Here is an 11,928-nt window from a genome sequence, read left to right as displayed (position 1 = left end):
GTTGCATGCAATTTCACAAGCAATTGCTAAAGGACCTGTCGATTCCTGCAATCGCTGCTGGCTTTGTGGCAGTGCTGGTCTCTTACTCTGGCCCCTTGGCAATCTTTTTTCAGGCAGCTCAGAGCGCCGAGATATCCAACGCCATGATGACGTCTTGGGTCTGGGCAATCTCTATCGGCGCAGCTGTCTCGGGTATCCTTCTAAGCCTGTGGTTGAAAGTGCCGGTGGTTACCGCCTGGTCGGCACCTGGCACTGCGTTATTAGTGACACTCTTCCCAGGCCTGTCCCTCAATGAAGCTATAGGTGCTTACCTGACGGCGGCGGTTATTATTTTTTTGATTGGTGTTACCGGCTCTTTTGACAGAATCATTCGAATGATCCCTCCTGGTATCGCCAGCGCGATGATGGCGGGAATTCTGTTCCAATTTGGTGTAGGAGTCTTCGTCTCCTTGGAAAGCGTACCGGCGTTGGCGATTGGTATGATTATCGCTTATTTACTATTTAAGCGACTTACGCCGCGCTACAGCTTAGTGCTGCTTTTAATTGCCGGGGTTACTTTGGCGGTTTTGTTAGAAGGCGCAAGTCTGGAAGGTGTTTCCGTTCAGTTTGCGGACCCACAGTTTATCCGCCCCGAGTGGACATGGAACGCTACCTTGAGCCTGGCTATTCCGCTGGTCTTGGTAAGTCTGACGGGGCAGTTCTTACCCGGCATGGCCATTTTACGCACCTCAGGTTACTCCACCCCGGCCAAGCCAATCGTTATTGTGGCCAGTTTAACATCGTTCTTCACCGCTTTTTTCGGCGGTATCACGACGGTGATCGCAGCGATTACGGCAGCTATCTGCACGAGCAAGGAAGCGCACGAAGACCCTGATAAACGCTATGTTGCTGGAGTGGCGAACGGCGTTTTCTATCTAATTGGTGGCATCTTTGCTGGCACTATTGTGGCGCTATTTACCTCATTGCCGGGGGAATTTGTGGCTGTACTTGCGGGCCTAGCACTTATTGGCGCCATCAGTAGCAATATCAGTGCGTTCGCTGCCGAAAAAAACCATCTGGAAGCCTCTGTTATTACCTTCATTGCCACGGCATCTGGCGTTAGCTTTTTAGGACTAGGCTCTGCCTTTTGGGGAGTCGTTGTTGGTGCCCTTGCCTACAACCTGCTGCATCGACGTTTTAACTCGCTTAACCATAAAACCCAATAACAGTAGATACTACTTAAGCGGTAGTTGGAGTGTAATCATGGAAAAGATCGTTGTGGCAATTGATGATAGTGAAGGTTCTTTGCATGCACTGGAGTTTGGTCAGAAGTTTGCAAACCAACTAGGCATAGATGTAAGCGCTATCTCAGTGGTGCCAGTGCAGGATGAGATAGTCTCCAGGCGCGTTAAACTGCAGGAGCGCCTATCGGCGCATCATTTCGAAACAGTACACATTGATGTCGTTTCCCATGATAGCGCCAAGGAGTACCTCGGTGAGCTTGCCAGCCGTGAAGAGACCGGGCTATGTATGATGGCCCATGGTCGCCGCCCGGTGCCCGAAATGCTAATAGGCAGTGTAACTGCCGGTGTTGTACGTCGAGCCCATCGTCCGGTTTACTTGTGCGGCCCACGCTATGACAGCCGTTCTCACCAGCGTGTTGAAGTGTTAGCCGTTTGCGTCGATGGTTCTAAGCTATCCGAGAAAATCTTGCCCTATGCCTCAGCCTTGGTGAAGCGGTTGGGAGCTCGTTTGCAGCTTCTGCAGGTGATGGATACCAATGGCGATAGAAAACCAACGACGCTAGGCCATACCGATGTCATGGAGTCAGCTTATTTGTCCGCTTTGGCACGCCGTATCGAGAGCGAGCAAGCGTTAGAGGTTGATTGGGAGGTGCTGCATGGTGACCCTGCGGCCTCTATCGTCAGCTACTTAGCGGGTAGCCATAATACGATGCTTGCCATGACAACTCATGGGCGTAGTGGTCTTTCGCAAGTAGTGGCTGGCAGCGTTAGCCATGAAGTGCTGCACGAAACGTCCTGCCCAGTGGCCGTACTGCGCCCATAAAGGAAGGGCTTCAAGGGTAACGGCCTGAGCGACGGTTCTCCACGAGCACTTCTAAAATAGCGTTGGCTTCCTGCATCAGCGGTGAGGGTTTTTCTCCTCGCCGACGACTGCAGATAACGGGTGAGGTTATTGTCTTGTCAGCCAATGCGACGTAGGCAATGCCATCCCGTTGAACGCGCTTAACCTGTTCAGGAACCAACGTAATGCCGATACCTGAGGCGACAAGGCTTAGCGCCGTCTGAACTTCGTTTGCCTCCTGTACCACTTCCACTTTTAGCCCTTGGCGGCGGAAAATGCCGAGTACCATGTCTGCCAGGCTAGGGCGTGGCTTAGCGGGAAAGAGAATGAGTGGATAGCGAGCCAGCTCCTCGCAGGTAGGGGTAGTGCCCTCTAATGGATGACCGCTCGAAAGGGCGGCAATCAGTGGTTCATCGAAAAGAATTTCCTGCTCGACGTCGGGATCATCAATGCGTAAGCGTCCGAAGCCCATGTCGATGCGACCCGCTTTGAGCGCCTGAATTTGTTGTACCGTCGTCAGCTCTGCCAGTGAGAGCTCAACATTATCCATACGGCGTAAGTCACGCACGAGCATTGGTAGCTGTCCGTAAAATACGGAGGGTACAAAGCCAATGCCAAATAGTGCACGTTTGCTACGCGCCATGTGTCGAGTGGCGTCGATGGTGACTTCCACTTTTTCTAAAATCTGCAGAGCGTGCTGCTGAAAAAAGACGCCAGGCGGCGTTAAACGCAATCCTCTTGAGCTTCGCTCAAACAGCTCAGCACCCACTTCTTGCTCTAATTGCTTGATTTGGCGGGAAAGTGGTGGCTGTGACATATGTAACCGTTCAGCCGCGCAGGTAAAATTAAGCTCTTCAGCGACAACGCAAAAATACCTCAGGTGGCGTAGTTCCATAATACCTCCAAGGTATAAGCGGCTACTTAAACAATATTGGCTTTGTTATTCGGTTACTACCAAGCTGGCGATGCTCTTCACTAAAACAGAAAACTTTTAAACCAGCTTAACCAAGCGTTATAACGCTACCAGTATTTAAGCGTTTAGAAGCGAAATATTGACTACGACTTTAGTAATGCAAGGGGATAACTAGTCATGTATGTGCGTATTTTAGTTCCTATTGACGGCTCTGAGAGCGCTAAACAAGCCTTGAAAGTGGCTTGTAAACTGCTTGATAGAGAAGGTTCAACGCTCTACCTATTGCATGTACCTGAAACGCTTGCCTGTTCGAGCAAGTTGGTATGGGGCGTTGGTGCTATTGATGCTGACTCTACTCTGGCAGAGCGCGAGAAAGTAGGTAAACAGCTACTGGCACAGGCGGCGAGTTCTGCACAGGAAGAGGGCGCTCAGAAAATTGAAGAGTTACTGACACAAGGTGATCCAGCCCACGCCATTATAGATATGGCCGACACTAATAATGTAAATGCCATTGTGATGGGAAGCCGAGGGCTGACTGATTTGGCTGGAATGGTGATTGGCAGCGTCTCACACAAAGTTGGTCACTCTGCCAGGTGTCCTGTGGTTACGGTGAGTGAATAAAGAGTGATGCCGATATCTTTCCGCATATCGCTTTATATAGTTGTCACCCTCAATAAAACTACTTGCCGCCTAACGCACCGTCGCCCATGCTTTTGATTGGATGTGTGTGGGTCACAACGAAACGTTAGGGATGTCGAAGAAATGGCAAAATTTTTCCAGGAATTCCGTGAGTTTGCGGTAAAAGGCAACGTAGTCGATATGGCGGTGGGTATCATTATCGGTGGGGCGTTTACGCTGATTGTGCAGAGCCTGGTGGCCGATGTGTTGAACCCGCTGATTGGCTTGTTGGTGGGCGGTGTGGATTTTTCGAATCTGTTTGTTGTGTTGCGTCAAGGGGTGGTGGATGGCCCTTATGCGACGCTGGCGGATGCACAGGCAGCAGGGGCGGTAACGCTAAACCTGGGCCTGTTTATCAATGCGGTGGTCAGCTTTACGATTGTCGCCTTCGTGGTGTTTCTATTGGTACGCACTATCAACCGATTAAAGCGTGAAGAGGCCGTGGCGCCTGCGAGCCCAACAGAGCAGCCTTGTCCTTATTGTTTGATGGTGGTGCCGATTAAAGCCACGCGGTGCGGCCACTGTACCGCAACACTATCTAAGCCAGAGGGTGTTGAAACAACGATTGAGACGTCTTCTACAGCGCCAACTGCAAAGTAAGTGATAGTGGTAAGAGATAGTTGTAAATGAGAGTTAAAAGAGTAACTCAACGCAAAAGGGGCCGTTCACAATGGACGGCCCCTTTTTGTTTTTTCAAACAGCGTTGTTACGCTCTTTTCTTAATCGTTTTGCTGTCTGTGCGTTTATTAGCCGGGCTTTTGCTGTCGCTAGCATCGCTGGGTTGGGGTAGCGAGGGCAGGGATTTGGCTAACATTTCGACGCTATGGCGGTAGTAAAGCTGGCTCTTATTATGCTCACCAAGGCTTGCATAAAGGCGAGCAAGTTCTGCGCAGACTTCGCCATTGGGACGTTGACGTTGGCTGGCCTCGAAGTACTCAAGCGCCTTTTGCCACTGGCCAGTGCGCAACGAGAGACGGCCACAGGCAAGCAGTAGCTCGGGGTCATTGGGGCGTTCTTGCAGCCACTTCTCCGCTTTAGCCAACTGACGTCCTGCATCAACATTCAGCAGGCCGTAGCGTTTTACTAAACGCGCGTCCCAATGGTTATCCAGCGAGTGGTTGAGTAAACGCTCGGCAATGGGTTCTTCGTTGGCTTGAATCAGCGCTTCGGTGTAGAGCACGATTAACTCAGTATTGCCGCGTAGGTAATCGGGCATATCTGCCCAAAGGCCGCGCACGCGCTCGATGTTGGTGGGGTTTTGGGCTTCAAACACGATGAGCTCGCGGTAAGCCTTAAACTCCAACTGCTCGCGCTCTTGCTGAGTAATTAGCTTCTGCGCCGCTAGGCGTGGAATCAAGCGCCGTAGGCCTTCCCAATCGTTGACGCTCAAGTGCACCTGTTTCAGCAGTTTGAGCACCTGCGGGTGGTTCGAGAGCTTCTTATCCAGTCGGTTGAGGATTGCCAGCGCCTCTTCTGGCTGCTGACGCTCAATCATCATTTGCGCCTGCATCAAGCCTACCGCCGTATCGGCACCTTCGGTAGTTAATTGTGCCTGATTCAGGTGCTCCTGGGATTTCGCGTGGTTGCCCTGGTAATGCGCGGCCAACGCTGCGGAGAGGTAGTTCACCAACGGTGTGCTGGAGTCGTCGGCGGCATTCATCAGGGTTTTTTCCGCCTTTTTCCAACGGCCTTCGGTCAGCGCTACCAAACCACGCACGGTGCGCTGCATGGCGCGACGGTTACGGGCACGGCTGTTCCAGCTGCGAAAGCGCCCCATCGGGCGAATAATACCGCTAAGTAAGCGCAGGACAAAGTGCAGCACAATAAAGGCAGCGAAGAGCAGCACCAAGCCAAACCAAAACGAGGTTTGGATGGAGGAGTCACCTACCCGGATGAGCCAATAGCCGGGCACCGACATCATCAGGTGCCCAAACAGAGCGCCGACGGCAAGGCCCGCGACAATGAGGAGAACAAGCTTTCTCATGCATCACCTCCGCTTTGGCCACGCGTCTCATAGCGGTTCTCGATAAAGCGGGCGAGCTCCTGCTGTGACGCGCTGATATCTGGCAGCTCCGGTTTGACCTGGGCTTGCTTAAGCTCTTGAAGACGCGTGATAACACTTTGCGCTTCTTCGCGTGAGGTGTCGTAGTAGCCATTTAAAAGCTCAATGGCTTTATCGATACTGGCTTCATACAGCTCTTGCTCTTCGTTGAGCAGCGCTAACTGAGACTGCTCTAGCACCAAGCGCAGACTTTGGCGCAGATAAGACTCTTGCTCCGGCGTTATCAACGCTTCTAGCGCTTCATCGTGATGGCGGATCACCACCAGATCTTTGAGCTCCTGACCAAAGCGCGCTAGCTGGCGCTGGAAAGTACCGGTAGGCGGCTGTTCAATGCTAGAGGTCACCGCACGCTCTTCAATTTCCTGCGAAAGGCGCAGGCCTGAAATGCGCTCCTGCTGCGCATTCAGCGCCAAGTAGAGGCCGGTGCGATCAACCTGGGGCACGGCGTCAAGCGCCGCCAACTCATTGGCAATCTCACGGCGCACCGGTGTTAGTGCAGGGTTGTCAGCATCGACAAGACGTGCATCGGCGGTGCGCAGTAGCGCGGCTGCACCTTCAACATCGCCCTCTAACTGCAGGCGCTGGTTAGCCAGGCGGAGTAGGTAAGCCGCTTCGGCATGCAACCACTCGCCCGCGTCGGTATCCTGCTCTTGAGAGAGCTGATCCAGCACTTGTCCCAATGTTTCATCGACATCACTGCGGTAGCTGGCAAATTCATCGCGCAGCTCATCCATGGTGCCTTGAATCGCTGCATTGCGCTCTGCTTCACCGCTGTCTAAACGTGATTCCAGGTCGCTAACCGCTTGTTGCGATGCGCTGCCTTCAGCCTGTTGCGCTAGTTCTTCAATGCGCTGCTGCTGACTATCCAGGCGTTGCCAGCCTTGCCAAGCCACGAGCGCTAAGGCGATGGCCAGTATAAGCACCAGGGCAATGGCGAGGCCGCTGCTTTTTCCACCACTGCCTTTCCCACCGCCACTGCTCGCGCTGCCACCGCTTTTATGACTGGACGGCGGCGGAGTGCCACTGCCAGCTTTATCTGAAGTGGATTTTGACGCCGAGGAGCCCGCAGGGGAGGAGCTTGCAGGGGTGCTTGAAGAAGTGCCTGAAGGGCTGGATGCCGACGGGCTCGGCGTCGACGAGGTCGTGCTAGTACTGTCTTTAGCCGTGCTGGAGGTACTGGTATTCGCGGACGTTACGCCTGCCGGTTTAGTGCTCGTCTGGGAGGTGCCTGCCGCCGCGGGGCTTTGATCTGACGTGCTTTTTTCTGGGGGGCTTGTCGCTGAGGTGCTAGCTGCCGTTGAGCCCGTATTAGAGGATCCCTTGCCACGCCGCCGCGAACGACTATTTTTAGCGCCACTTTGAGGCGGCGTCGCTGAGCTCTGCGAGGTAGGCGTCGTGCCTGGCTCAGTCGCGTCGGTGGTGGGAGTCACCTTGTCGGTCGTCGTGTGGACACCGTGAGAGGCATCGGCGGACGTCGGTTGTACATCGTCCTGATCATTTACTTGTTTGCTCATCTGTCGCTAGCCCTTAGTAAGTTCCTTGATCGACATCGGCACCCTGTGGGTCGCAGGTCTCCAACGCCGCTATCAACGCAGCCGGCGTTGCTCCGGACGCCACCTTGAGGTCACAAAAACCCAGTATGCCAGCCAGTGTAGCCAAACGGCGACTGGAAACGATTAGCGGTTGGTTCAAGGCCGCTTCATTGCACCATTTTGCCAGATGTTCCAGCAGTTCGCTGCTGGTGACGATCAACGCCCGGTAATCACCCGAAAAAAGGCGCGTTTGCTGAGCCGGTGCAAGGGGGTGAAAGCGGCGTCGATACACGGCAACGCGAGTCACCTTTGCTCCCCGTTCAGCCAGTTTTTCAGCGAGCAGTGGGCGGCCACCCTCTCCTGCTACCAGTAAAACACGCTGGTCGTTTAACTGCTGCAATGAGGCAAGCGCAAGCAGAGCTTCGCTGGTATCTTCACCCGCCGTGGGCGAAGGCACATGCACGCGGACCCCCAGCCGGTCATAAAGCGTGCTCGCGGTAGCACTCCCGACACTATAGTAGTCAATTCCCACCGGCAGTTGAGGCCAAAAACGATCCAGCGCCTCATCTAAGCAGACGGCGGCAAACGGGCTGATAACAATTATCTTATGGTACTGATCAATATCTAGCCATATACGGCGCATCGCGGGATCTTCAGGCAATGCTTCGAGTTGCATCACATCAAGAGATTCAACGCTCTCGCCCCTTTCGCGAAGCGCTGCGGCGAGCGCTTCACCGCGTTCGCCGGGGCGGCAGATCAGTACCGGTTGGCTCATATTTCGCGGCCGTAAACCTCAGCCAAAATATCGCCAGCGCCCTGGTCGAGTAGCTCTTCGGCAATACGAATGCCCAGTGCTTCAGGCTCATGCATTGAGCCACGACCTTCAGCGCGCAGCACCTCAGTGCCCTCCGGGTTGCCAACTAAGCCGCGTAGCCACAGAGTTTCATTTTCAATATCCAGCACTGCGTGACCCGCAATAGGGACTTGGCAGCCGCCCTCTAAGCGCGTGTTCATGGCCCTTTCGGCGCGCACGCGGGTTGCGGTATCGGCGTCATCTAACGGCGCCAGCAAGGCAATGAGCTCCGGGTCATGCAAGCGGCACTCAATGCCTAACGCACCTTGCCCACAGGCGGGCAAGCACACTTCTGGCGGCAGCGCCTGGGCAATCCGCTCATTCAAACCCAAGCGTTTTAAGCCAGAGGTCGCCAGAATGATGGCATCGAACTCGCCCGCGTCTAATTTGGCAAGCCGCGTTTGCACGTTACCGCGCAGATTAAGAATTTGCAGGTCAGGGCGAGCTTCGCGCATTTGCAGCCCTCGGCGCAGGCTGGCTGTACCTATACGAGCCCCTTCCGGTAGCTCATTGATGTTAGAGTAGTGGTTAGATACAAAAGCATCGGTGGGGTCAGCGCCCTCTAAGATGACTGACAAACCCAGCCCTTCCGGAAAGTGCATCGGCACATCCTTCATGGAATGAACCGCTATATCGGCGCGGCCATCCAGCATGGCGTCTTCCAGCTCTTTAACGAATAGTCCCTTACCGCCAATTTTTGAAAGTGGCGTGTCGAGAATTTTATCGCCCTTGGTGGATAAAGGTACAAGCTCGACCTCAAGACCACTGTGTGCCGCCATTAAACGGTCGCGAACGTACTCAGCCTGCCACATGGCCAATTGACTTTTACGCGTGGCAATGCGCAGTTTGGTGATTGATAGCACGTTATTCTCCCTATACCGCAGACACGGCGAGTCAAGCTATGATAGGTGTCATCATAAAGCACCGAGCGCCACAGTAAAAATAACGGAGTTAATGCGGGCCCTATATGGAACCCATTAGTTTCCTAGGAAGCCTTATGAATACAGTATTACCCCATGGCCAGCTTGATCAGTTTTTCCAGCTTTCGCAGGATCTGTTCTGTTGCCTGGATTTTGAGGGGGTACTGCTGCAAGTCAATCCAGCCTTCGAATCACTGTTGGGATATTCAGCAGATGCGTTAGTAGGGCGTCTCTGCGGTGTCGTGGTGGACCCGCAGGATCATCCTGTGATTGAAGCGGCAATGGCACGCCTGCATAGAGGGGAGATCACTACCGCTTTTGAGGTGCGCGCACTATCAGTATCCGGTGAGACACATTGGCTTGAAATAACCGCGAGCGCCGGTGGTGATATTATTTATATTATTGCCCGCGAGGTGACGCAGCAGAAATTGGCACAGGCGCAGTTATTGAGCAATCAGCGGCTGTTTCAAATTGCGGGCGAAACTGCTCTTATTGGTGGTTGGTACATGGATATGGCAGTGGGCCAGCCAAATTGGTCGAATGAGGTTTGCCGTATCCATGGCCTGCCCCCAGGTTTCCAACCCACCATTACCCAAGCGATTGAATTTTACACATCTTCTTCTCAGCCACGTATCCACGAAGTGTTCGTCGCCTGCTGCGAAAAAGGGACGAGTTTTGACGAAGAGCTAGAAATGATCACGTACCTAGGCAAGCCCATCTGGGTGCGAGTGATTGGCAAAGCGGTTCGTGATGAAGACGGAAAGATTATTCAGGTGCAGGGCTCGACGCAGGATATTACCGAGCAAAAGATGTTGCGTGAAAATATCACCCAGCTTGCACAACGACTCACCATTACTCTTGATAGTATCACCGATGGTTTTTTTACCTTAGATACCCACTGGTGCTTCACCTACGTTAATCGCGAAGCGGAGCGAATGTTGAAGCGCCGTAAGAGTGAGCTGTTAGGCCAGCATATTTGGCAGAGCTTCCCCGATGGAAAAGGCAGCCGCTTTGACGAGGAATATCAACGCGCTATTAATCAACAAAAGGCAGTACATTTTGAGGCCTTTAATCCGCGGTTGGAGTTGTGGGTTGAAGTGCATGCCTATCCTTCAATTGAAGGTCTTACGGTCTATTTCCGTAATATTAGCGATCGCAAAGCGAGTGAGCACCAACTCAAACTGTTAGAGCGCAGCGTAGAATCAAGCACCAACGGGGTCATTATCGTTGATGCCCAGAGTAACGATCTGCCGATGGTTTACGTGAATAGCGCTTTCGAACGTATTACGGGCTATTCACGCGACCAAGCGTTGGGCCGCAACTGCCGATTTCTACAAGGCGAAGACACCGACCCCGCCACCGTTAAGTTGTTAAAAGAAGGGGTTGCCGAACAGCGTGAAATACACGTAGTGATTCGTAATTATCGGCGTGATGGTTCGACTTTTTGGAATGACCTCTATATATCCCCTGTGCGCGATGAGACAGGGGTTGTTACCCATTATTTGGGTGTGCAGAACGATGTGTCTGAGCAGCGTGAGTATCAGGCCCAACTCACTTATAACGCCAATCATGATGCCCTTACCGGGCTGCCTAATCGTGTAATGCTTGGCCAGCGCCTGGAGCAGGGGTGCGTGGTGGCGCGCCGTTACAAGCGTTTTATCGCCGTTCTGTTTATCGATCTGGATGATTTCAAACCCATTAACGATACTCTGGGTCACGATGTAGGCGACTTTATCTTGATTGAAGTTGCCAAGCGCCTTGAAGAAGAGCTGCGTCCCTGGGACACCGTGGCGCGATTTGGTAGTGACGAGTTCGTTGTGTTGCTGCCCGACTTAGCCCATGAAAACGATGTGATACAAGTGGTCGAGCGAGTTCTGCAGCGGCTTTCACCACCTTACTGGTACCGTGGCAGCGAGCTACGAATTACCGCCAGTATCGGCATTGCCATGAATGATGGAAGCATGAAGAACCCTCACCAGCTTATACAGCAAGCGGATTTGGCTATGTATAAGGCCAAGCGCCGAGGGCGCAATACCTACCATTGGTATACCGAAGACCTAAACCGCAAGGTCAGTGAACGCGTGAGTCTGCGCAGCGCACTGCAGCAGGCTATCGAAAAGCAGCAATTTGAGCTTTATTACCAACCCCAGGTTCATGCACCGAGCGGTCGCGTTGTCGGTGTCGAGGCATTGATTCGCTGGCAGCACCCGCAGCGAGGTAATATTCCGCCATCTGATTTCATCAGCCTTGCAGAAGATACCGGACAAATTATGCCGATCAGCGATTGGGTGCTGGCTACCGCCTGCCGAGACGCCTACCGGCTTAATGCCATAGGAGTTGGCCCCATCACCATGGCCGTCAATATTTCACCCATGCAGTTTCAGCGGCCGGGTTTTCTGGCCTCCATTGAGCAGGTGCTGGCTAATAGTGGCTTAGCGCCTGCTTTACTGGAGCTGGAGCTTACCGAAGGTGTGCTGATGGACAGCACGGAGCAAGCCATTCAAGCGCTGCAGGATTTGCGAGGCCTAGGTGTTCATATCGCCCTGGATGATTTTGGCACTGGCTTCTCTAGCCTGAGCTATTTAAAGCGTCTGCCGATTAACAAAATCAAGATTGATCGCTCCTTTGTGCGCGATGTAATCACCGATAAACATGATGCGGCCATTATCGATGGCGTGGTTGCCATGGCAGGTAAAATGGGGCTAGAAGTGCTCGTTGAAGGGGTGGAAACGGCGGAGCAGTTTACCTATCTTGAACAGCGCAAGTGTGACTATTTTCAGGGCTACTACTTTGCTCGTCCTATGCCCCTCCACGACCTCTGTGCGTTTCTGAACTTCCCGCCTGCGTTTACTGCTCGCTGACCGACGACTCTGGTACACTTTCGGCAACGACTCCTTTGTTTTGTC

At 53.2% G+C, this 11,928-nt stretch carries 11 protein-coding genes; 6 read left to right on the top strand and 5 right to left on the bottom strand.

Annotated features, from left to right (window positions below):
- The first annotated feature begins 5 nt into the window (after positions 1 to 5).
- Entirely contained in the window at positions 6 to 1,205 is a 1,200-nt protein-coding gene (locus tag AC5TBW_RS18795) for a benzoate/H(+) symporter BenE family transporter (protein WP_495510015.1), read from the top strand.
- Positions 1,206 to 1,242: 37 nt separating this feature from the next.
- Entirely contained in the window at positions 1,243 to 2,046 is an 804-nt protein-coding gene (locus AC5TBW_RS18790) for a universal stress protein (RefSeq protein ID WP_495510014.1), read from the top strand.
- 10 nt (positions 2,047 to 2,056) lie between these two features.
- Here AC5TBW_RS18790 and AC5TBW_RS18785 read toward each other — a convergent pair whose 3' ends face one another.
- Complete coding sequence (locus tag AC5TBW_RS18785) at positions 2,057 to 2,959, bottom strand: LysR family transcriptional regulator (protein WP_035563502.1); 903 nt, start codon at positions 2,957 to 2,959, stop codon at positions 2,057 to 2,059.
- A 195-nt stretch (positions 2,960 to 3,154) separates the two neighbouring features.
- On the opposite strand from AC5TBW_RS18785, the gene AC5TBW_RS18780 reads away from it, so the two are divergent.
- Positions 3,155 to 3,598 (top strand): universal stress protein, encoded by a 444-nt coding sequence (locus tag AC5TBW_RS18780; protein ID WP_495510013.1) that lies wholly within the window; start codon positions 3,155 to 3,157, stop codon positions 3,596 to 3,598.
- 141 nt (positions 3,599 to 3,739) lie between these two features.
- Positions 3,740 to 4,255, top strand: coding sequence for a large-conductance mechanosensitive channel protein MscL (gene mscL / locus AC5TBW_RS18775; RefSeq protein WP_495510012.1), 516 nt, complete (start codon positions 3,740 to 3,742; stop codon positions 4,253 to 4,255).
- 106 nt (positions 4,256 to 4,361) lie between these two features.
- On the opposite strand, the gene AC5TBW_RS18770 is transcribed toward mscL, so the two are convergent.
- A complete protein-coding gene (locus tag AC5TBW_RS18770) occupies positions 4,362 to 5,639 on the bottom strand; it encodes a heme biosynthesis HemY N-terminal domain-containing protein (RefSeq protein WP_495510011.1) in 1,278 nt (425 codons plus the stop codon).
- Entirely contained in the window at positions 5,636 to 6,640 is a 1,005-nt protein-coding gene (locus AC5TBW_RS18765) for a uroporphyrinogen-III C-methyltransferase (protein WP_495510010.1), read from the bottom strand. The genes AC5TBW_RS18770 and AC5TBW_RS18765 overlap by 4 nt, the downstream gene beginning before the upstream one ends.
- Before the next feature lie 94 nt (positions 6,641 to 6,734).
- Here AC5TBW_RS18765 and AC5TBW_RS18760 point away from each other — a divergent pair, with 94 nt between their 5' ends.
- Positions 6,735 to 6,965 (top strand): hypothetical protein, encoded by a 231-nt coding sequence (locus AC5TBW_RS18760; RefSeq protein WP_495510009.1) that lies wholly within the window; start codon positions 6,735 to 6,737, stop codon positions 6,963 to 6,965.
- A gap of 279 nt (positions 6,966 to 7,244) precedes the next feature.
- On the opposite strand, the gene AC5TBW_RS18755 is transcribed toward AC5TBW_RS18760, so the two are convergent.
- The gene (locus AC5TBW_RS18755) at positions 7,245 to 8,024 is read right to left on the bottom strand and encodes a uroporphyrinogen-III synthase (RefSeq protein ID WP_495510008.1); all 780 of its coding nucleotides are present in this window, start codon (positions 8,022 to 8,024) and stop codon (positions 7,245 to 7,247) included.
- On the bottom strand, positions 8,021 to 8,965 hold the full coding sequence (gene hemC / locus AC5TBW_RS18750; protein WP_495510007.1) for a hydroxymethylbilane synthase: 945 nt from the start codon (positions 8,963 to 8,965) through the stop codon (positions 8,021 to 8,023). The genes AC5TBW_RS18755 and hemC overlap by 4 nt, the downstream gene beginning before the upstream one ends.
- 134 nt (positions 8,966 to 9,099) lie before the next feature.
- On the opposite strand from hemC, the gene AC5TBW_RS18745 reads away from it, so the two are divergent.
- Positions 9,100 to 11,883, top strand: coding sequence for a bifunctional diguanylate cyclase/phosphodiesterase (locus tag AC5TBW_RS18745; RefSeq protein WP_495510006.1), 2,784 nt, complete (start codon positions 9,100 to 9,102; stop codon positions 11,881 to 11,883).
- The last annotated feature ends 45 nt before the right edge of the window (positions 11,884 to 11,928 follow it).

It is taken from the genome of Vreelandella sp. ssv, assembly GCF_059448525.1.
Note: the sequence above shows the minus strand (reverse complement) of the source record. Positions and strands in the feature narration are given on the sequence as shown.

Coding starts and splice junctions, on each gene's coding strand:
- AC5TBW_RS18795 (WP_495510015.1), top strand. CDS start 6: ATGCAATTTCACAAGCAATTGCTAAAGGACCTGTCGATTCCTGCAATC.
- AC5TBW_RS18790 (WP_495510014.1), top strand. CDS start 1,243: ATGGAAAAGATCGTTGTGGCAATTGATGATAGTGAAGGTTCTTTGCAT.
- AC5TBW_RS18785 (WP_035563502.1), bottom strand. CDS start 2,959: ATGGAACTACGCCACCTGAGGTATTTTTGCGTTGTCGCTGAAGAGCTT.
- AC5TBW_RS18780 (WP_495510013.1), top strand. CDS start 3,155: ATGTATGTGCGTATTTTAGTTCCTATTGACGGCTCTGAGAGCGCTAAA.
- mscL (WP_495510012.1), top strand. CDS start 3,740: ATGGCAAAATTTTTCCAGGAATTCCGTGAGTTTGCGGTAAAAGGCAAC.
- AC5TBW_RS18770 (WP_495510011.1), bottom strand. CDS start 5,639: ATGAGAAAGCTTGTTCTCCTCATTGTCGCGGGCCTTGCCGTCGGCGCT.
- AC5TBW_RS18755 (WP_495510008.1), bottom strand. CDS start 8,024: ATGAGCCAACCGGTACTGATCTGCCGCCCCGGCGAACGCGGTGAAGCG.
- AC5TBW_RS18745 (WP_495510006.1), top strand. CDS start 9,100: ATGAATACAGTATTACCCCATGGCCAGCTTGATCAGTTTTTCCAGCTT.